We start from the raw sequence: 20,595 nt of genomic DNA on the forward strand, positions 1-20,595 counted from the left end.
GCCCGGTACGCATCCATCCTTGAACGAGGAGTGTCGACGTGGCCTCATCCGATGTCAGCGTGAAGCAGGCAGTTTCCCCCACCGAATGGGACGCGCGAGTCAACCTGGCGGCGGCTTACCGCCTCACCGCGCTGTTCGGCTGGGACGATCTCGTGTTCACCCATATTTCCGCGCGCGTGCCCGGCCCCGAGCATCACTTCCTGATCAACCCGTACGGGATGATGTTCGACGAGATCACGGCATCGTCGCTGGTGAAGGTCGATCTCGACGGACGCAAGGTGTCCAAATCACCTTACGAGATCAATCCGGCCGGCTTCACCATCCACAGCGCGGTGCATGCAGCCCGCGACGACGCGCTGTGCGTGATGCATACGCATTCGATCAACGGCGTCGCCGTGTCGGCGCAGGAAGGCGGCTTGCTGCCGCTGTCGCAGCAGTCGCTCGGCGTGCTGGCGTCGCTCGGCTATCACGACTACGAGGGCATTGCGCTCAACGAGGGCGAGAAGGCGCGCCTCGTGCACGACCTCGGCGCCAACACGAACCTGATGCTGCGCAATCACGGCCTGCTGACCGTCGGCGCGACGCCGGCGGACGCGTTCGTCGCGATGTATTTCTTCGAAGCGGCCTGCATGATCCAGGTCCGTGCGCAGGCGGGCGGCTCGGCGCTGTTGCCGATCGCGCAACCGATTCTCGACGGCATCAAGCAGCAGATCGCCGCGGTGACGCGCGGGATGGGCGCCGGGGCGCTCGTCTGGCCCGGCTTGCTGCGCCGGCTCGATCGGCGCAATCCTGGTTACGCGGACTAGCGGATCCGTCGTTGTCGTTTTAGAACGACCGTGCTAAATTCCTGCCAGCACTTTCAGTCAGGCAACCCTTCATTCGGCTGACGAAGCCGGCCCCGGGAGGCAGCACGATGAGCTTGTTGATGTCGCGACGCGATCTCGCGTTCCTGCTGTATGACTGGCTCGACGCGGAAGCGCTCGTCGCGCTGCCGCGTTACGCCGAGCACAGTCGCGAGACGTTCGACGCGGTGCTCGACACCAGCGAGCGGATTGCCGAACACCTCTTCGCGCCGCATGCGGCGCGTGGCGATCGCGAGGAACCGCAGTTCGACGGCGAGCGCGTGACGCTGATCCCGGACGTCGAACCGGCGGTGCGCGCCTTTGCGGACGCCGGGCTGATCGCCGCGGGCCATGACGAAGCGCTCGGCGGCATGCGCTTGCCGAAGCTGGTCGAAGCCGCATCGTTCCTGTTCTTCCAGGCCGCGAACATCGCGACGTCCGCCTATCCGTTCCTGACCGCCGCCAACGCGAACCTGCTCGTCGCGCACGGCAGCGCCGCGCAGATCGATGCGTTCGCGCGCCCGGAGCTGGAAGGGCGCTATCTCGGCACCATGTGCCTGTCCGAGCCGCAAGCCGGTTCATCGCTGTCCGACATCGCGACGCGCGCGGATTTCGAAGGCGACTCGCCGTTCGGCCCGCGCTACCGGCTGACCGGCAACAAGATGTGGATCTCGGGCGGCGAACACGAGCTGACGGAGAACATCGTCCACCTCGTGCTCGCGAAGATTCCCGACGAACACGGCCGGCTGCCGCCCGGCACGCGCGGCATCTCGCTGTTCATCGTGCCCAAGTACCTGCCGGGCGCCGACGGCGCGGCGCTGGGCGAGCACAACGACGTGGTGCTCGCGGGCCTGAACCACAAGATGGGTTACCGCGGCACCACCAACTGCCTGCTGAACTTCGGCGAAGGCACGCGCTACCGTCCCGAAGGGCGTGCGGGCGCGATCGGCTATCTGGTCGGCCAGCCGAACCACGGCCTCGCCTACATGTTCCACATGATGAACGAGGCGCGCATCGGAGTCGGCGCGGGCGCGGTGGCGCTCGGCTACACGGGTTATCTGCACGCGCTCGACTATGCGCGCAACCGGCCGCAAGGGCGCCCGCTCGGGCCCGCGGGCAAGGATGCCGCCGCGCCGCAGGCGCCGATCGTCGAACATCCGGACGTGCGGCGCATGCTGCTCGCGCAGAAGGCCTATGTCGAAGGCGGTCTCGCGCTGATCCTGTATTGCGCGAAGCAGGTCGATGAAGCACGCGCGCACGACGATGCGGACGTGCGCGCTCAATCCACGCGCCTGCTCGACATCCTGACGCCAATCGCGAAAAGCTGGCCGTCGCAATGGTGTCTCGCCGCGAACGACCTCGCGATCCAGGTGCACGGCGGCTATGGCTACACGCGCGATTACGCGGTCGAGCGGCTCTATCGCGACAATCGTCTCAATCCGATTCACGAAGGCACGCACGGGATCCAGGCGCTCGACCTGCTGGGCCGCAAGGTCGCACAGGACGACGGCGCGTTGCTGAACGCACTCGATGCGCGGATCGGCGCGACCGTCGAACGCGCGCGGACACTCGATGCCGGCCTGCGCGAACAGGCCGATGCGCTGGCGAAGCGGTGGGCGCGGCTGGTCGAGGTTACACGGCAACTCGGCGCGATCGGCGATCCGCAGGCGCGGCTCGCGAACGCGAGCGTCTACCTGGAAGCGTTCGGTCATCTCGTCGTTGCGTGGCTGTGGCTCGACGTGACGATTGCCGCGCACGGGCACGCCGACGATTTCCACGACGGCAAGCGTGCGGCGGCCCGCTATTTCTTCAACTGGGAATTGCCGAAAGTGGATGCGCAGCTCGATCTGCTCGCGAGCGTCGACACGACGACGCTCGACATGCGCGACGCGTGGTTCTGATCATGGCTTCACCAACATTCCGGAATGCAGACGATGTCGCAAATGCCGATTCCGTCGGCTGTTGCGTATTCGCCGTGAACCGGCCGTGCGGGCGTGCCCCGCGGGATGACTCGACGCGCGGCGACGCCGCACAAGGAGAGAGACGAACATGAAAGCCCTGTTGTGTACCGCATTCGGCCCGATCGACAGCTTGCGCATCGAGGACGTGGCGATTCCCGAACCGGCCGCGGGCCAGGTCCGGGTTCAGGTGAAGGCCGCGTCGCTCAATTTCCCCGACGCGCTGATCGTCCAGGGGTTGTACCAGGTGAAGCCGGCGCTGCCGTTTTCGCCCGGCGCGGAATTTGCCGGCGTGATCGACGCGGTGGGCGAGGGCGTGACCGCGTGGCAGCCGGGTGATTCGGTGGTCGCGTTCACCGGGCACGGCGGGTTCGCGCAGCAGTGCGTGGCCGACGTGCACCAGATTGCCGCGCTGCCGCCGGGCATGACATTCGAGCAGGGCGCGGCGCTCGTGCTCGCGTACGGCACGTCGCTGCACGCGTTGCAGCAGCGCGCGCGGCTGCAGGAAGGCGAGACGTTGCTCGTACTGGGCGCGGCGGGCGGCGTTGGCCTCGCCGCGATCGAGATCGCGAAGGCGCTCGGCGCGCGCGTGATCGCGGCGGCTTCGAGTGCGGACAAGCTGGCGCTGTGCCGTGAAGCGGGCGCCGACGAGACGATCGACTATGCGACCGAAGACCTGCGCCGGCGCGTGGACGAGTTGACCGGCGGGCGCGGTGCCGACGTCGTCTACGATCCGGTGGGTGGCGCCTATAGCGAGGCGGCGCTGCGCGCGACCGCGTGGCGCGGCCGGTTCCTCGTGGTCGGCTTCGCCGCCGGCGAGATCCCGAAGATCGCGCTGAACCTGGCGCTGCTCAAGGAGCGCGACATTCTGGGTGTGTTCTGGGGTGATGCGGTGCGCCGCGATCCGAAGCAGCATGTCGCGAACATGCGCCTGCTTGCCGAATGGTTCGCGGCCGGCAAGGTACGACCCGCGATCACCGAGCGCGTGTCGCTGGCCGATGCGGCCGATGCGATCGCGCGGATGGCCAACCGGCAGGTGAAGGGCAAGGTAGTGATCCTGCCGGACGCGTGACCGGCTTTCCGCGCGCGGCGTGCCGCGTTCCGGCACACGCCGCGCGGTTGTGGTTCAGTGCTCGTGCGCGTTACGCAATCTGCTGCAGAAGGGCCGCGACCCGCTGCCCGAGCGCACGATGCTGATCGGCCGCGAAGTGAACGCCATCCACCGGGCTCACCTCGATGATCGCGCCGGCATCGAGAAAGTGCGCACCGGCGTCGCTCGCCACCTGTTCGTACCGCTTCGCGAGCTGCCGCGACTTCGCTGCGCCGCCCGCGAAGATTTCGCCGAGGAAGCCGACTTCGACGATCGGCGCTGGCGCCATCAGCACGAGCTTCGGTGACGCGCCGGACGGACCGGCACCGCACGCAGCGATCTCGGCAAGCAGCACGCCGACCGACGTCGCTATGTCGGCGGGGGTGACCGAGAAGCGTGTCTTCAGATCGTTGGTCCCGAGCATCAGCACGACGACATCGACGGGCAAGTGGCTTTCGAGGCACGCGCGCAAATACGACAAGCCGTTCTTGTGCCGGCCTTCGATCGGATCGTCATGCACGGTCGTGCGCGCAGGCAACCCTTCTTCGATGACCCGCCAGCTCGCGCCGAGCGTGTGCGCCAGCACGCCGGTCCAGCGTTCTTCGCGCGCGAACCGCTCCAGTACGCCGGCACGCGTCATCGGGCGTGTGCCGTGCGTGTTCGAATCGCCGTAGCAGAGCACGGTTTTCTGCGTCATCGTCATGTCCTCCGTCAGTCGTTCAGTCTTTCGGCAAGCGCAGCACGTCGAGCGCATGCTGCGAGAATTCGACCCAGAACCGCTCGTTCGCGATGCCGGCCTGCAGGACCAGGTGCTGAAGGCGCTTCGTGCGCGAATCGACCGCTTCCGAGAAATCGCGTGCCTCGATCTGCAGATACAGGTCGAGCTTCTCCTGGTGCAACGCGATGCGCCGTCTGATTTCGTCCTCGAGGCCGGCCGGGCCGAGCACCGCTTCCGCACGCAGGCGCACCATCAACGCTTCGCGCAGCGGCGTCGGGTCTTCCTGTTCGGCGATCCAGCGCCGCAACTCCTTCTTGCCGGCCGGCAGGATCCGGTACGCGCGCTTGCGGCCACGCCCCGATTCGGCCGGCAGCGATTCGATCCAGCCCGTTTCCTCGAGACGCCCCAGCTCGCGATAGATCTGCTGATGCGTCGCCTGCCAGAAATAGCCGATCGAGCGATCGAAGCGGTCGGCGAGTTCGGAGCCTGAACCCGGGCGTTCGGCGAGAGCGGTGAGGAGTGCGTGGGGCAGGGACATGTCGGATCGGAGGCGGCCTCGGAATGAACCGCATCTTGCCATATCGGGGCCACAGTACAAGATGACGGATGCGTTTATGCAACGGGTTGCATAAACGAAAGCGGTCGACTACTATCTGTGCAACTTGTTGCATAAAAATGGAGACACCCCATGACGTCGCGTTATCCGCATCTGACGACCCCGCTCGAGCTCGGCTTCACGTCGCTCAGGAACCGAGTGCTGATGGGGTCGATGCACGTGGGCCTCGAGGAAGCGCCGAACGGCTTCGAGCGGATGGCGGCGTTCTATGCGGAGCGTGCGCGCGGCGAGGCCGGCCTGATCGTCACGGGCGGATTCGCGCCGAACGAGCGGGGCCGTCCGGCGCCCGGCGGGGCGATCCTGACGACCGAAGCGGAAGCCGAGCGTCATCGTGTCGTGACGCGCGCTGTGCATGCGGAGGGCGGCAGGATCGCGCTGCAGATCCTGCATTTCGGGCGCTACGCGTATCACCCGGCACTCGCCGCGCCGAGCGCGTTGAAGGCGCCGATCAACCCGTTCACGCCCCATGCGCTGACCAGCGATGAAGTCGACGAGACGATCGCCGATTTCGTCCGATGCGCGGCGCTCGCGCAGCATGCGGGCTACGACGGCGTCGAGATCATGGGGTCCGAGGGCTATCTGATCAACGAATTCATCGCCGCGCGCACGAACCATCGCGACGACGCATGGGGCGGCGCCTACGAGAACCGCATCCGCTTCCCGGTCGAGATCGTGCGGCGCGTGCGCGAGCGGGTCGGCACGAACTTCATCATCATCTACCGGTTGTCGATGCTCGATCTCGTCGAAGGCGGCTCGACGCTCGACGAAGTGATCCGGCTCGCGCAGGCGATCGAAGCGGCCGGTGCAACGATCATCAATACGGGCATCGGCTGGCACGAGGCGCGCATTCCGACCATCGCGACGAAGGTGCCGCGCGCCGCTTACGCCTGGGTCACGCGGCAGTTGATGGGCAAGGTCGGCATCCCGCTCGTCGCGACCAACCGGATCAACACGCCGGAAGTCGCGGAGCAACTGCTGGCCGACGGCTATTGCGACATGGTGTCGATGGCGCGGCCGTTTCTCGCCGATGCCGAGTTCGTCCGCAAGGCGCGGGAAGGGCGCGCGGACGAAATCAACACGTGCATCGGCTGCAACCAGGCCTGCCTCGACCATACGTTCAGCGGCAGGATCACGTCGTGCCTCGTGAATCCGCGCGCGTGCCATGAAACCGAGCTCGTGATTCGCCCCGCACAGCGGCGCAAACGGATCGCCGTGGTCGGCGCCGGGCCGGCAGGCCTCGGCTTCGCGGTCACCGCGGCCGAGCGCGGTCATGCGGTGACGCTGTACGAAGTCGGCCCCGAGATCGGCGGCCAGTTCAATATCGCGAAGAAGGTGCCCGGCAAGGAAGAGTTCAACGAGACGCTGCGCTATTTCCGCCGGCAGATCGAACTGCGGGGCGTGACGCTCCACCTCAATACGCGTGCGACCGCCGAGATGCTGCTGCAACACGAATTCGACGAAGTGGTGATCGCGACGGGCATCGTGCCGCGCACGCCGCCGATCGACGGTGTCGGGCATGCCAAGGCGCTCGGCTATCTCGACGTGCTGCGCGACGACAAGGCCGTGGGCCGCAGCGTCGCGATCGTCGGCGCCGGCGGGATCGGCTTCGACGTCGCGGAATATCTCGTGCATCGTGCGGGCGCCGCGCACGTCGATGCGGACCGCTTCTTCGCCGAGTGGGGTGTCGACCCGTCGTATGCGAACGCAGGCGGCTTGCGTCATGCGCACCCCGAGCCGGCGGCGCGGCAAATCCATCTGCTGCAGCGCAAGGCATCGAAGGTCGGCGACGGGCTCGGCAAGACCACCGGATGGATCCACCGCACGGCGCTGAAGGCGCGCGGCGTCGGGATGTCGTCGGCGGTGACCTACCGGCGCATCGACGACGAAGGATTCCACGTGACGATCGACGGCGTCGAGCAGACGCTGCCGGTGGACAACGTCGTGATCTGCGCGGGGCAGGAGCCGTTGCGCGAACTGGCGGAGCAACTGGAGGCCGCCGGGCGCAAGGTCCATGTGATCGGTGGCGCATACGAAGCGGCCGAGCTCGACGCGAAGCGCGCGATTCACCAGGGCACGACGCTTGCCGCCACCCTTTGAGACCGATTCGTTTCTTTTCCGCCCGACGATACTGGAGTCTTCGATGACGAACGCACCGCTGCATCTTCAACCCGCTGTCGCGCAATCGCTCGACACGTGGCACGCGATGATCGAACGCAAGGATTTTGGCGCACTGGAATCGATCGTCCATCCGGACGCCGTGTTCCGTTCGCCGATGGCGTTCAAGCCGTACGGGCCGGCGCCCGCGCTAGTGCTGGCGCTGCGCACGGTGATCACGATCCTCGAGGATTTCACCTATCACCGCCAGTTCGTCACCGACGACGGCAAGAGCGTGGTGCTGGAGTTCAGCGCGGCCATCGGCGACAAGGCGCTGAAGGGGATCGACATGATCCGCTTCGACGACGAAGGGCGGATCGTCGAATTCGAGGTCATGATCCGGCCGTTCAATGGGCTGCAGGCGCTGGGCGCCGAAATGGGCGCGCGGCTCGGGCAGCAGTTGCCGTCGTTCAAGCTCGGCGGTTGAGTCGGGCCTCCGGGTAGCCCGGTTCCCGACACACTGCGTGGCGTCGTCACGCCTGCGCGAACCGTTCGACGAACCAGTCGCAGACGAACGCGGTTCGCTCGGATGCGTGGTTGTAGATCGTGTGCTCGCCGTCCGGCCAGACCCTGAGCGTCGCATTGCCGGACGTCGCCGCATCGAGAAACGGCTGCTGATCGTCGAGCCGGATCAGCGGATCTTCGCCACCGTGCAGCCCCAGCAGCGGGCACGCGATGCGGTCGCGTTCGGACGAGAAGCGCCGATCCCGCGCGCCTGCATGAATGCGTGCTGCTGTCGTGGGTTCGATTCAGCGCGCGCTCGTGCCGGGCAGGTTGCCGTCGAAGGCGTCCTGCAGCAGCGCGCGCAGGCCGTCGCGTTCGATCGGGCGCGGGTTCCAGTACGGATTGGCTGCCGCGAGATCGGCGGCGCGATCGAGGTCGGCTTCCTGCATGCCGATCGCCTTCAGCGAGACCGGCGCGCCGTTGTCGAGCGCCAGGACGTAGAGGCCGCGTGCGGCGTCGTTCGTGCCGATCGCGCGGGCGATCCGCTGCATCGCGTCCGGCGCGTGCGCGGCGTTGTACGCGAGCGCATGCGGCAGCACGACCGTGTGGGTCGGCGCGTGCGGCAGGTTGAAGCTGCCGCCGAGCGTATGACAGAGCTTGTGGTGCAGCGCCATGCCGACGTTGCCGAGCACCATGCCGCACAGCCACGCGCCGTAGAGCGCGTCGCTGCGCGCGTCGAGATCGGCGGGGTCGCGCCGCACGCCGGGCAGGCCGCGCGCGAGCGCGCGAATGCCTTCTTCGGCCACGAGGCTCATCACCGGATTCGCGTTGTTCGCGTAGAGGCCTTCCGCCGCGTGCGCGATCGCATTGAGGCCGCTCGTCACGGACAGCTCGACGGGCAGCGTGACGGTGAGCGCGGGATCGTAGATCACCGTCTTCGGCAACACGCGAGCGTCGGAGCCCGTGCGCTTGAGGCCGCCTTCGGTCAGGCCGTAGATCGGCGTCATCTCGCTGCCGGCATACGTCGTCGGAATCGCGAGGATCGGCAGGCTGCTTTCGAGCGCGATCGCTTTGCCGAGGCCGATCGTCGAACCGCCGCCGATCGCGATTGCGCAGTCGGCATGGCACGACGTGGCGAACGCCTGCGCATCGCGGGCAATCTCGATCGGCACGTGCATCGTCGCGCGGTCGTACAGCCCGGCCGCGCGCGCACCGAGCCGCTCGACGATGCGTTGCGCGAGGTCGTGCTGCTCCGGCGTGCAGAGCACGATCGCGCGTTGCGCGCCCAGTTCCAGCACTTCGCGTTCGAGATGCTCGAGGCTGCCTGCGCCGAAGATCACGCGGGCCGGGCGGGCCTGGTAGATGAAGTTCATGGCGTCGTTACTCCGTTGCGTAGTCGACCTGATGGCGCGCAATGCGCAGGCCCGTCAGTGCGTCGCGTACACGTGCGTGTTCAGGATGCGTCGCGTAAGCGTCGAGTGCTTCGCGCGACGCGAAGTCGGCGACGAGAATCAGGTCGCACGCGCAGTCGGCCGCGCTGAAATCCGCGCCGACTTCGAGGTGCGTCATGCCCGGAATCCGGCCGCGCAGGCTTTCGAAGGTGGTCTTGACGGTGGTGCGTGCCGCCGCGCGCTCGGGCTCGGTCGCGCCGGCGACGTTCCACATCACGACGTGGCGGATCATGCGGCGCGCTCCGCGGGATTGAGCACGAAGTCGTAGTCGAGCGTATAGAACGGCGTGTCCATGCGCGAGCCGTCCGGCGCAATGCCGGGCGCGTGCCGGACCCAGTCGGCGACGAGCGTCGACCGTACGCCGAACACCGCATCGGAGTCGAGATAGCGGTCGCCGTCGCGGAACACGTGCGTGATCAGCGTTTCGTAGCCGCGCGCCTCGATCATGAAGTGCAGGTGCGCGGGTCGCCACGGATGACGGCCGAGCGCGTCGAGCATCGCGCCGACGGGGCCGTCGTGTGGAATCGGATACGGCTCGGCGAGGATCGAGCGGAATGCGTAGCGGCCGTCGGCATCCGTGCGCAGCCGGCCGCGCGCGCGGTGCGTGACCGAGCCGTCGTCGGCCGGAAGCTGCACGTCGTAGTGCCCGTCCTCGTCGGCTTGCCAGACCTCCAGCGAGGCGTGCGCGATCGGCAGGCCGTCGATGCCGCGCACATGGCCCGACACGAAGCAGGGCTCGCCGCAGGCGCCGTTCGCGATGTCGTCGAACATCCCGAAGTCGCGGCTGCCTTCGACGTAGAACGGGCCGAATACGGTCGCCTCCGTGCAGCCGGCCGGCTTCGCATGATTCTGTGCGGTGACGAGGGTCGACAGCCCGAGCACGTCGGACAGCAGGATGAACTCCTGGCGTTTATCGTCGGTGATGTGGCCCACGGCCGTCAGGAAGCCGATCGCGCGTTGCCATTCGGCCTCGGTGAGCCTCGTCTCCCGTGCAAACGAGTGCAGGTGCTGGACGAGGCTGGTCATCACCGTGCGCAACCGCTCGTCGCGACAGCCGCCCAGCGACGCGATCACGGCCTGTGTGATGGTGTCTTCGTTGAGATTGCGCATAGGGGGTGTCTCCTGATGTCGTTGGATAGCGCGTTGACGTAACATTAATTCCGCCTTGGATCGTAAAAAAGAGGGTTTGGAGGAGTTTTGTTCTCCACCAGGTGGAAGAATCGAACGCATGGACAAGTGGACGCAGATCGAATTTTTCGTACAGGTCGCCGAGCTGGGCAGCCTGTCGAAGGCCGCCGAGCGGCTCGGGATGTCGAGCGCGGCGGCGAGCCGCTGCCTGAACGCGCTGGAGGAGCGGCTGGGCGCGCGGCTCGTCGAGCGCACCACGCGGCGCCTGTGGCTGACCGACGCCGGGCATGAATACCACCGGCGTTGTGTCGCGATCCTGATGGAACTGTCGGAGGCCGATGCGGCGGTCAACGAAGCGAGCGTCAATCCGGCCGGCACGCTGCGCGTGACCGCGTCGGTATCGTTCGCGTCGATCTATATCGCGCCCGCATTGCCCGAATTTCATCGGCGCTACCCGAACCTGAACGTGCAGATCGTCGCGGCGAACCGCTATCCGGATTTCATCGAGGCCGGCATCGACGTGGCGATCCGCACGCGCGAGCATGAAGCGGATTCGGGCATCACCGTGCGCAAGCTCGCCGAGACGCGGCGCGTGCTGGCCGCGTCGCCCGGGTATCTGGCGAAGTACGGCGGGCCGGCGACGCCCGATGCGCTGTGCGATCACCGGATGCTGGTGTACAACCTCGCGAACGATCCGTACGTCCTGCATTTCCGCCACGGCGCGAAGAAGCAGTCGATCACGATCAAGAGCGTGCTCGACGCGAACGAAGGGCAGGTGATCCGCGCCGCGGCGCTTGCCGGGCTCGGCATCCTGATCCAGCCGCTCTACATCATTCACGACGATATCGTCGCGGGGAAGCTGGTGCCGGTGCTCACCGACTGGCAACTACCGGCGCTCACCGTCAACATCGCGTACCAGAGCCGCCGTCACCAGCCGGCGAAGATCCGCGTGTTCACCGAGTTCCTGATCGAGCGCTTCGAACGCCTCGGGCTCGCGCGCAAATGGAAGGAAGTCGGCCGCTGATCGCAGGCCGGCGCTGCGCCGTCGCGCATTTCTCCGTGTGACGGAGCACTGTTTTCCCGCTGAAGGCGCAGCGGACGGCCCCGGCCGCACACACCCCCGGCCGGGACAACCTGACAAAATCCTGACGAATCAAGATGATATATTGTATCATCTGAGGTTTGCGCCACCGTCGGGCCGGGCTGCCTGGTACGGCCGCCTGCGACGCCACCATCCGAAGATCGATACGACGTGACGAAAACCAGACACACCCCGGCGCGCGGGGAGCGGCACCACGCCGCGTCGCGCCGGAACGCCGACGCCTGGCGCGTTCGCGCGGCACGCGGCTGCACGACCCTGCTGGGTTGCGCGATGGCGACCACCGGCGCGTGGGCTGCCGAAGCGGCCGCACCCGCACCGGACGAGCGGCATGCGCTGCCGGCGGTCCACGTCAGCGCGCAATCCGCACCGGCCGACCCGCTGACGCAACCGCTCGAAACGGGCTCGCGGCTCGGGCTTGCGAGCCTCGACACGCCCGCGAGCGTCGAGACGGTCACGGCCGACACGATCGACGCGCGCGGCGATCGCACGGTGCTCGACGCGGTGACGCGCACCGCGGGGTTCTCGAGTGCGATGGCGCCGGGCACCGGTGGCACCGCATTGAGCGTGCGCGGCTTCAGCGGGCAGGAATCGGTGATGACGCTGCTCGACGGCGTGCGGCTGATGCCGGCTGCCGGCACGATCACGTTCCCGTTCGATACGTGGTCGGTCGAGCGCATCGAGGTGCTGCGCGGCCCGGCGTCGGTGCTGTACGGCGAAGGAGCGATCGGCGGCGTCGTGAACGTGGTGCCGAAGCGGCCGCAGCGCACGAGAGAGACGACGCTGCAGGTCGGTGTCGGCCTGGATGGTGCGAAGCGCGCCGCGTTCGATACGACGGGCGCGCTCGGCCCGCGGCTGTCGTATCGCTTCCATGCGAGCGATGCACGCGCGAACGGTCTCGCCGAGCGGGCCGACACGCATACGACGGCCGTCGGCGGCGCGCTGAAGTTCGACGTGAGCCCGACGCTCACGCTGACGCTCGACTTCGACTATGGCCGCCAGATGCCGGCGACCTACTATGGCGTGCCGGCGCCGAACGGCGTGCTCGATCCGTCGCTGCGCAAGGTCAACTACAACGTCGCCGACGCGTCGATGTCCTATTACGACCAGTGGACGCGCCTGTCGGCCAGCTACCGGCCGACGGCCGGCGTGACGATCGACAACCAGCTCTATTACCTGACGTCGAACCGCCAGTGGCGCAATGCCGAATCGTATGCGCTCGATGCCGCGACGGGTCTCGTCACGCGCAGCGACTATCTCGACATCGGTCACCACCAACGGCAGATCGGCGATCGGCTGAGCGCACGCTTCGACGGCACGCTGTTCGGTCGCGCGAACCGCTTCGTCGTCGGCACGGAATTCAGCCAGATCACGTTCAGTGGCACCAACAATTCGCCGTACGGCGGTGAATCGACGGTGCCCGTGCACGGCTTCGATCCCGGCGTGTTCACGAGCCCCGACCCGACGGTGCCGCAGTTCAGCACGCGCGCGCGGCAGGTCGCGGTGTTCGCCGAGAACCGGCTCGAAGTGCTGCCGCGGCTCGCGTGGGTGAGCGGCCTGCGCTACGACCACGTCGCGTTCAGCCGCGAGCAGGCGGCAGCCGGCGCGGGCTTCGACAAGCGTTTCGCGAACGTCGGCTGGCGCACGGGCTTCGTGTTCGAGGTCGCGCCGACGCTCAGCGCGTATGCGCAGTACACGACGGGCGCGGAGGGCCTCGGCTCGCTCGTGACGCTGTCGGCTTCGCAGGCGAACTACCGGCTCGCGACCGGCGAACAGTGGGAAGCCGGCGTCAAGCAGACGCTGCTCGACGGCCGCGCATACTGGACGTTCGCCGTGTACGACATCACGAAGCGCAATCTGCTGAGCACCGACCCGTTCAATCCCGCGCTGCGCCAGCAGGTCGGCCGGCAATCGTCGCGCGGCATCGAGCTGACGGGCGGCGCGCGGCTGCCGCACGGCTGGACGATCGATGCAAACGTCGCGCTGCTGCGCGCGCGCTATGACGCGTTCAACCAGAAGGTCGGCAGCGCGACGGTGTCGCGCGCCGGCAATGCGCCGGCCAACGTGCCGCAGCAGACGGCGAACCTGTGGCTCGGCTGGGCGTTTGCCGAGCGCTGGCAGGCGAACGCGGGCGTGCGCTACGTCGGCGCGACGTACGGCGACGACGCGAACCGCGTGCAGTTGCCGTCGTACACGGTGTTCGACGCGTCGCTGCGCTGGCAGCCGACGTCGCGCACGGAGCTGGCGCTTTACTTGCGCAACCTCGCGAACCGCACGTATGCGGTGACGACGTCGAACGGCGGCGAGCAATGGCTGCTCGGCCCGTCGCGCTCGGCGGAGCTCGTCGCGACGATGCGCTTCTGATGCGGCACGGCGCGCCTCCCGTGACGCACATGCTCGACATCGAACGTGTGAGCTGGTCTCCCGGCGGAGCGATCACCGTGCTCGACTCGGTGACGTTGAGCGTGGCCGAAGGCGAGTTCGTCGGGCTGGTCGGCCCGAACGGCAGCGGCAAGACGAGCCTGTTGCGCTGCGTGTTCCGTTACGCGCGACCCGATGCCGGCCGTGTCGCGCTCGATGCGCAGGACGTGTGGCGCATGCGGCCGCGCGCGGTCGCGCAGCGCATCGCGGTGCTGCAGCAGGAGACGCCGGACGATTTCGGGCTGACGGTCGACGAACTGGTCGGCATGGGGCGCACGCCGCACCAGCGGCCGTTCGATGCGGAGACGGCGGACGATCGCCGGATCGTCGAATCCGCGCTGCACGACGTCGGCCTCGTCGAGCGCCGTGCGCAACGCTTCGCGTCGCTGTCGGGCGGCGAGAAGCAGCGCGCGCTGCTGGCCCGCGCACTCGCTCAGCAGCCCGAACTGCTGCTGCTCGACGAACCGACCAACCATCTCGATCTGCGCCATCAGCTCGAACTGCTCGCGCGCGTGCGGCGCCTCGGCATCGCGACGCTCGCCACGATTCACGACCTCAATCTCGCGGCCGCGTATTGCGACCGGCTCCACGTGCTCGCGCACGGCAGGGTCGTCGCATCGGGCGTGCCGGCCGACGTGCTGACCGAAGCGCTGCTGCGCGACGTGTTCGGCGTCGCCGCGCTCGTCGATCGCCATCCTGTCACGGGCCGGCCGCGCATCACGCCGCTTCATCCGGAATGACCGCCATGCCGTTTCCTGTCTTGCCCTCCGCCTTGTCGCCTGTATTCCGCCGGCTGCTTGCCGCGACCGTGCTCGGCTGCGCGGCCGCGCATGCCGGGGCATATCCCGTCACCGTGCGCAGTTGCGATCGCGACGTGACGTTCGAGCGCGCGCCGTCGCGTGCGGTGAGCAACGACGTGAACCTGACCGAGATGATGCTCGTGCTCGGCCTGAAGGACCGGCTCGTCGGCTACACCGGGATCGGCGGCTGGAAGACGGGCACCGCGCGCGTGCGCGATGCGCTGCGCGGCGTGCCGGAATTGGCGAGCCAGTATCCGTCGCTCGAGGTGCTGGCGGCCGCGCGCGCCGACTTCTATCTCGCGGGCTGGAACTACGGGATGCATGTCGGCGGCCCGGTGACGCCCGCGACGCTCGCGCCGTTCGGCATCCGTGCGTACGAGCTGACCGAATCGTGTTCGCACGTGATGAAGCAGGCGGCCGCGTCGTTCGACGACGTGTTCCGCGACCTGAACAATCTCGGCCGGATCTTCGGCGTCGATGCGCGCGCGGCGCAGGTCGTCGCGTCGATGCGCACGCGTCTCGCGGCGGTGTCGCGCACGATCGGGCATCCGGAGCCGCTGCGCGTGTTCGTCTACGACAGCGGCACCGACAAGCCGATGACGGCCGGCGGGCTCGCGATGCCGACCGCGCTGCTGGCGGCGGCCGGCGCGCGCAACGTGATGGCCGACCTGCCGCGCAGCTGGACGCAGGTGAGCTGGGAAAGCGTGGTCGCGCGCGATCCGCAGGTGATCGTGATCGTCGACTATTCGGCCGTGACGGCCGCGCAGAAGCAGCAATTCCTGCTGAGCCAGCCGTCGCTCGCACGGGTGGCCGCGATCCGCGACCGGCGCTTCATCGTGATTCCGTACGATGCGGCGACGCCGGGCCCCGAGAACGTCGCGGCCGTCGAGACGCTGGCGCGCGCGCTGTATCCGGCCGCGTTCGCCGGGCCGGCGCGATGAGCGTGCACGTGCGTGCAGCGCGGCCCGGCATGCGCGTGGTGCTGTCGGCGCTGGCGCTGCTGTTGATCGTGTCGATCGTCGCGTCGGCCGCGTTCGGGCCGGCGCCGATCGCGATGCCGGCGGCGGTGCGCATCGTCGCCATGCACCTCGTGTCGGTATTCGGCGACGCCGGTGCGTTCGCGGCGGGGGCGGGCGACGACAGCATCGTCTGGCTGATCCGGATGCCGCGCGCGCTGCTGGCCGCGATCGTCGGCGCGACGCTGGCGGTGGTCGGCGTGGCGTTGCAGGCTGCGACCGCGAACCGCCTGGCCGATCCGCACCTGCTCGGCGTGAGCGCGGGGGCGATGCTCGGCGCCGTCGCGGTCACCGTGATGGCCGGTGCGGCATTCGGCCCGTTCACGCTGTCGGCTGCCGCGTTCGCGGGCGCGCTCGCGGCGACCGCCTGCGTCGTCGCGCTCGCTTACCGGCGCGGCCGGCTCGAATCGGACCGGCTGCTGCTCGCGGGCGTATCGGTGTCGTTCATGATGGCTGCGTTCGGCAACCTGCTGCTGTATCTCAGCGACCAGCGCGCCGCGTCGTCGGTGCTGTTCTGGATGCTCGGCGGGGTCGGGCTTGCGCGCTGGGATCTGCTGCCGGTGCCGGCCGTATGCGCGGCGCTCGCCGGCGGCGCGTTGTACGCGCGCCGGCGCGAACTGAATGCGCTGATGTCGGGCGATGTGGCCGCGGCAACGCTCGGCGTGCCGAGCGCGCGGATGCGGCGCGAGGTGTTCGTCGTCGCGTCGTTCGCGACGGGCGCGATGGTGGCGGTGAGCGGGGCGATCGGCTTCGTCGGGCTCGTGACGCCGCATCTGTGCCGTCGCGTCGTCGGCGCCGAGCATGGCAGGCTGCTGCCGGTGGCCGCGCTGACGGGCGCGATCCTGCTCGTCTGGGCCGATGTGGCCGCACGCTCGCTCGCGGCGCCGGAGGATCTGCCGATCGGGATCGTGACCGCGATGTTCGGCAGCCTGTTCTTCGTCGCGCTGCTGCGCCGCCGCTGAGCGGCGCGCAGATCAGGCGAGGGCGGCCGGGGCGCCTCCTGCCGCGCGCTTCATTGCCGCGGGATGGCCATGCCGCGGCTGCCGCCGAATGCGTCGGCATGCGTTAGGGTATCCGGCAAGTCGAACAGGTTGTCCGGCAGCGACAGCGCGGGCAGCGTGATCACGAAGCGTGCGCCGCCGAGCGGTGAATCCTCGAGCCGCACGTCGCCGCCATGCACCTGCGCGACGCGCCGCACGATTGCGAGCCCGAGCCCGAAGCCGCCGGTCTGCCGGTCGCGGCTGGAGTCGAGCCGCTGGAACGGTTCGAACACGCGGGCGCGTTCGGCGGCCGGAATGCCGGGGCCATCGTCGTCGACGCTCAACACGAGCGCGCCGGACGCGTTGCGCTCGGCGGCGAGCAGCACCGTGCGCGATGCGTAGCGCGCGCCGTTGCGGATCAGGTTCAGCAATGCGCGGGCGACCAGCTTCGGGTCGCACACGTGGGTCGCGGGCGCGCCGAGCGCCGACACCTCGAGCGTGATGCCGCGATCGACGATGTCGTTCGCGACGTTGCCGGCGACGCTGTCGATCAGCGCGTCGACGACGACTTCCATCGGCGCGAGCTGGCTCGCGCCCTGTTCGAGCCGGCCGATCGTCAGCAGCTCGGTGACGAGCTCGTCGAGTTCGCGCACGTCGCGCCGCAGCGCGTCGCGGCGTTCGCGCATCCGTCCCGTCTCGTCAGGCTCGGCGAGCAGCGCGAGCCCGAATTCGAGCCGCGCGAGCGGCGTCTTCAGTTCGTGCGAGATGCCGTGCATCATTTCGCGCTGCTGCTTGATCGACGCCTCGATGCGCTCGGCCATGTCGTTGAACTGCTGCGACAACTCGTAGATGTTCGACTTGCCGGACAGCTTCACGCGCGTCGACAGCGTACCGGCGCCGAATGCGCGTGCGGCTTCCTGCAGCCTGCGCAGGTCGCGCCAGTGATAGTGAATCCACAGCACCACCGCGAACAGCGTGCTGAGCGCGAGCAGCATGTACGCATAGATCCTGATGTCGAGGCTGAATGCTTCGATCGGCCGCGCATGCAGCACCGAACCATCCGCGAGCGGCATGTAGTAATCCTTGGCGTCGTAGCTGATCGCGATCAGGCCGGCGTCGAGATCGCGCAGCGGCTCGCCGCTCAACTGCGCGCGGGCGGTGGCCATCGGCATGAAGTCGAACCGTTCGTTGCCGTGCTTCGCGAGCTCGCGCAGCGCCACCTTGCGCTGCTCGCCCGGATGGCGTTCGAGGTAGTCGTTGAGCACGAACGCGTAGGTCGTCAACGCGTCGCGCTCCGCCTGCGCGCTGCGGTCGTAGAAGATCCGGTCGAACGACAGCTGGATGAAGATGATCGACGCCGCGACGAACAGGATCACGACGAGGTACAGCCGAATCAATGGGCGGAGCATTTATTCGTCCCACGCGGAAGGGCTGAACAGGTAGCCGCGGCCCCAGATCGTCTTGATCTTGTGCGGCTCCGACGACGCATCCTCGAAGCGGCGGCGCAGCTTCGAGATGCCGGAATCGACCGAGCGGTCGAGTCCGTCGAACTCGATCCCGCGCAGCTGCTTCAGGATGTCGTCGCGGCTCAGCACGGTGCCGGCCGCGCGCGCGAGGATCAGCAGCAGGTTGAATTCGGCGGTCTTCAGGTCGACCGGCTCGCCGCGCCACGTGACGGTGCGGTTCGGCGGCGAGATCGCCAGTTCGCCGAACACGAGCGCTTCGGGCGCGGCCACCGGCGCTTCCGCGGCGGCCGGCTGCGCACGGCGCAGCAGCGCGCGGGCGCGGGCGACCAGCACGCGCGGTTCGATCGGCTTCGTCACGTAGTCGTCGGCGCCCGTCTCGAGGCCCGCGACCTGGTCGTAGACGTCCAGGCGCGCGGTCAGGATCAGCACGGGGACGTTGGTGAACGCGCGGATGCGCCGGCAGACTTCCATGCCGTCGAGATTCGGCAGCATCAGGTCGAGTATCACGAGGGCCGGCTGGTGCTCGCGCACCGCGGCGACGGCGAGGTCGCCGCGTCGCACGACCGTCACCGCGAATTCATAACCGTCGAGGTATTCGCGGACGAGCTGCGCCAGGCGGTCGTCGTCCTCGATCAGCAGTACGCGGTATTTGAGCGGATCTTCGTTCATGGTCTCCTCAATATGCACGCGCCATTTCACACCCGGGCAGGCCGGTGTGCGGCGCGGCACGCGAATTCTATCCGGCGCATCGAAGGCCGGGGGCGCGGGGCGACAATCTCGAACAATCGAACACAATTGAGCACAGATTCTCCGAATATTCAGGACAGTCGCGGCGCTGGGCGGCACCTAGACTGCGGGCTCCGTCACTCTTATCCCAATATTGTGCGCCCAATACTTCGCCGCTACCGCTATTGCATGCCGCTCGCCGGCCTGACCCTTGCCGCCGCCGCCCACGCGGAAAACCAGTATTCGCTGTCGCTTGGTGGCGGTTTCGCGCCGCGCTACCCGGGCAGCAACCAGTCTCGCGGCGTCGTCGCGCCGGGTTTCTCCGCGAAGTTCGGCAATGGCTTCTTCATCGACAGCACCCAGGGCGCCGGTTACCGGCTGGACCTGCCGCATGGCGCGTTCGTGTCGGCGGCGGTGAGCTACGACGCAGGTCGAGCCGACGAGAACCGCTTCGACATGCCGGGCTCCGACTACCTGAAGGGCATGGGCCGGGTTCCGGGCTCGGTGCTGGTGGGCGTGCGCGCGGGCGTGACGCTGTTCAACGCGGCGGAACTGAGCGTCACGATCGACTCACCCGTGACGCACACGTCGCGCGGCGTGTCGGGACACATGGATCTTGCGGTGCCGGTGTTCAAGACCGCGCAGCACGAGATCATCGTGACGGGCACGGTGCATGCGGGCTCGGGGCGCTATACGCAGACGTTCTACGGCGTGACCGATGCGCAGTCGATGACGAGCCGGTTCCGGCCGTATTCGACGAGCGGCGGGATCGACAGCGCGTCGATGGCGGTCGCGTGGAACTGGACGCTGTCGCAGCACTGGTCGGTGCTCGCGACCGGTGGCGTGACGCGGCTGCTCGGCCGCTACGGCGACAGCCCGATCGTCCAGTCGCGCAGCAACTACTACGCCATCGCGGGCGCGACCTACAAGTTCTGAGTAGTCGTATGGCGAGCCGACTGGAATGAAGCGAACCGTCCCGGCGCGTGCTGGTTTCGATCATGGCGTCGAGCAAGGTCAGGCGCTTGCGCGTGCCGTCTCGCCGCGCAGCGTGCGGTAACATGCAGGCGGCTTCGGCGCCAGGCCGAGGTGGCGACGCCGGTGCGCCGAAGCAGCGCGGCCGGCGGGCGCGAGGCCGCGGTTCGTCGGCCGGCAGCCGTCCGGAAACGGCCGGCGTCGTGCGGAACCGATCATGCATGCAACGCCCGGTTGGCGCTGGCATGCGTACATGAACCTGATCCACCGGGCGCGAAAGGGAGAAAACCGATGAAGAAGACGATCGCGATGATGATGGCGCTGGTTGCGGGCGCAACGTTTGTAGGATGCACGGACATGAAGACGAAGAATGCGACCGCGGGCGGCATGGTGATGAACGGCGAGCCGGCACGCACGTCGCCCGCCTGCAAGGCGGACGCGGGGCCGGACGACGCGCTGGTCGGCAAGACCGAGGCCGATGCGGCGGCACAACTGGACGGCTGCCTGTGGCGCGTGCTCGAGCGCGACGGCAAGTCATTGCCGGGCACGATGGATTACCGGCAGGAACGCCGCAATCTCGGCATTCGCGACGGCAAGGTGATCTGGGTACGGCGCGGCTGACGCGTTGCACCTGGCAGGACAAGGCGCGTGGCTGCGCGCGCAGGTGCGGCGGACATCAGACGGCACGCCGGCAACCGGTTCGCGGATCGACGT

The 20,595-nt window shown here is 68.2% G+C and carries 19 protein-coding genes; 12 read left to right on the plus strand and 7 right to left on the minus strand.

Features of this window, described 5'->3' with window-relative positions:
- Positions 1–38 precede the first annotated feature (38 nt).
- The 3 genes from CFB82_RS07265 to CFB82_RS07275 all read left to right on the plus strand — a co-directional run bounded on the left by CFB82_RS07265 (position 39) and on the right by CFB82_RS07275 (position 3,872).
- Positions 39–806, plus strand: a complete 768-nt coding sequence (locus CFB82_RS07265; RefSeq protein WP_089483753.1) for a class II aldolase/adducin family protein — start codon at positions 39–41, stop codon at positions 804–806.
- Positions 807–913: 107 nt separating this feature from the next.
- Positions 914–2,743 (plus strand): acyl-CoA dehydrogenase, encoded by a 1,830-nt coding sequence (locus CFB82_RS07270; RefSeq protein ID WP_089483754.1) that lies wholly within the window; start codon positions 914–916, stop codon positions 2,741–2,743.
- A gap of 148 nt (positions 2,744–2,891) precedes the next feature.
- Positions 2,892–3,872, plus strand: a complete 981-nt coding sequence (locus CFB82_RS07275) for an NADPH:quinone oxidoreductase family protein (RefSeq protein WP_089483755.1) — start codon at positions 2,892–2,894, stop codon at positions 3,870–3,872.
- Between the two features lie 70 nt (positions 3,873–3,942).
- Here CFB82_RS07275 and CFB82_RS07280 read toward each other — a convergent pair whose 3' ends face one another.
- Both CFB82_RS07280 and CFB82_RS07285 read right to left on the minus strand, forming a co-directional pair.
- A complete protein-coding gene (locus tag CFB82_RS07280; protein WP_089483786.1) occupies positions 3,943–4,587 on the minus strand; it encodes an SGNH/GDSL hydrolase family protein in 645 nt (214 codons plus the stop codon).
- A 22-nt stretch (positions 4,588–4,609) separates the two neighbouring features.
- The gene (locus CFB82_RS07285) at positions 4,610–5,146 is read right to left on the minus strand and encodes a PadR family transcriptional regulator (protein WP_179254155.1); all 537 of its coding nucleotides are present in this window, start codon (positions 5,144–5,146) and stop codon (positions 4,610–4,612) included.
- 150 nt (positions 5,147–5,296) lie between these two features.
- On the opposite strand from CFB82_RS07285, the gene CFB82_RS07290 reads away from it, so the two are divergent.
- Together CFB82_RS07290 and CFB82_RS07295 are read left to right on the plus strand one after the other, a co-directional pair.
- Complete coding sequence (locus tag CFB82_RS07290; protein ID WP_089483757.1) at positions 5,297–7,321, plus strand: oxidoreductase; 2,025 nt, start codon at positions 5,297–5,299, stop codon at positions 7,319–7,321.
- A 43-nt stretch (positions 7,322–7,364) separates the two neighbouring features.
- Complete coding sequence (locus CFB82_RS07295; protein ID WP_089445373.1) at positions 7,365–7,805, plus strand: nuclear transport factor 2 family protein; 441 nt, start codon at positions 7,365–7,367, stop codon at positions 7,803–7,805.
- A 322-nt stretch (positions 7,806–8,127) separates the two neighbouring features.
- Here CFB82_RS07295 and CFB82_RS07305 read toward each other — a convergent pair whose 3' ends face one another.
- The 3 genes from CFB82_RS07305 to CFB82_RS07315 are packed head-to-tail and all read right to left on the minus strand — an operon-like array spanning position 8,128 to position 10,383.
- Entirely contained in the window at positions 8,128–9,195 is a 1,068-nt protein-coding gene (locus tag CFB82_RS07305; protein WP_089483758.1) for a maleylacetate reductase, read from the minus strand.
- 7 nt (positions 9,196–9,202) lie between these two features.
- Entirely contained in the window at positions 9,203–9,505 is a 303-nt protein-coding gene (locus tag CFB82_RS07310; RefSeq protein ID WP_089483759.1) for a Dabb family protein, read from the minus strand.
- On the minus strand, positions 9,502–10,383 hold the full coding sequence (locus CFB82_RS07315) for an intradiol ring-cleavage dioxygenase (RefSeq protein ID WP_089483760.1): 882 nt from the start codon (positions 10,381–10,383) through the stop codon (positions 9,502–9,504). Before CFB82_RS07315 ends, CFB82_RS07310 begins: the two co-directional genes overlap by 4 nt.
- A 118-nt stretch (positions 10,384–10,501) precedes the next feature.
- Here CFB82_RS07315 and CFB82_RS07320 point away from each other — a divergent pair, with 118 nt between their 5' ends.
- The 5 genes from CFB82_RS07320 (at position 10,502) to CFB82_RS07340 (ending at position 16,699) form a co-directional block, all read left to right on the plus strand.
- Entirely contained in the window at positions 10,502–11,425 is a 924-nt protein-coding gene (locus CFB82_RS07320) for a LysR family transcriptional regulator (protein ID WP_089483761.1), read from the plus strand.
- 348 nt (positions 11,426–11,773) lie between these two features.
- Positions 11,774–13,864, plus strand: a complete 2,091-nt coding sequence (locus tag CFB82_RS07325) for a TonB-dependent receptor (RefSeq protein ID WP_089483762.1) — start codon at positions 11,774–11,776, stop codon at positions 13,862–13,864.
- A complete protein-coding gene (locus CFB82_RS07330) occupies positions 13,864–14,661 on the plus strand; it encodes an ABC transporter ATP-binding protein (protein WP_089483763.1) in 798 nt (265 codons plus the stop codon). Before CFB82_RS07325 ends, CFB82_RS07330 begins: the two co-directional genes overlap by 1 nt.
- Before the next feature lie 5 nt (positions 14,662–14,666).
- Complete coding sequence (locus tag CFB82_RS07335) at positions 14,667–15,662, plus strand: ABC transporter substrate-binding protein (RefSeq protein WP_373558758.1); 996 nt, start codon at positions 14,667–14,669, stop codon at positions 15,660–15,662.
- A complete protein-coding gene (locus CFB82_RS07340) occupies positions 15,659–16,699 on the plus strand; it encodes a FecCD family ABC transporter permease (RefSeq protein ID WP_179255381.1) in 1,041 nt (346 codons plus the stop codon). Before CFB82_RS07335 ends, CFB82_RS07340 begins: the two co-directional genes overlap by 4 nt.
- 50 nt (positions 16,700–16,749) lie before the next feature.
- On the opposite strand, the gene CFB82_RS07345 is transcribed toward CFB82_RS07340, so the two are convergent.
- Together CFB82_RS07345 and CFB82_RS07350 are read right to left on the minus strand one after the other, a co-directional pair.
- Positions 16,750–18,126, minus strand: coding sequence for an ATP-binding protein (locus tag CFB82_RS07345; protein ID WP_089483766.1), 1,377 nt, complete (start codon positions 18,124–18,126; stop codon positions 16,750–16,752).
- The gene (locus CFB82_RS07350; RefSeq protein ID WP_046545396.1) at positions 18,127–18,852 is read right to left on the minus strand and encodes a response regulator; all 726 of its coding nucleotides are present in this window, start codon (positions 18,850–18,852) and stop codon (positions 18,127–18,129) included.
- 246 nt (positions 18,853–19,098) lie between these two features.
- Here CFB82_RS07350 and CFB82_RS07355 point away from each other — a divergent pair, with 246 nt between their 5' ends.
- A complete protein-coding gene (locus tag CFB82_RS07355) occupies positions 19,099–19,845 on the plus strand; it encodes a MipA/OmpV family protein (protein WP_069247699.1) in 747 nt (248 codons plus the stop codon).
- A gap of 327 nt (positions 19,846–20,172) precedes the next feature.
- Entirely contained in the window at positions 20,173–20,502 is a 330-nt protein-coding gene (locus CFB82_RS07365; RefSeq protein ID WP_089483768.1) for a hypothetical protein, read from the plus strand.
- Positions 20,503–20,595 lie beyond the last annotated feature (93 nt).

Source organism: Burkholderia sp. HI2714 (genome assembly GCF_002223085.1).
Classification (GTDB): domain Bacteria; phylum Pseudomonadota; class Gammaproteobacteria; order Burkholderiales; family Burkholderiaceae; genus Burkholderia; species Burkholderia lata_D.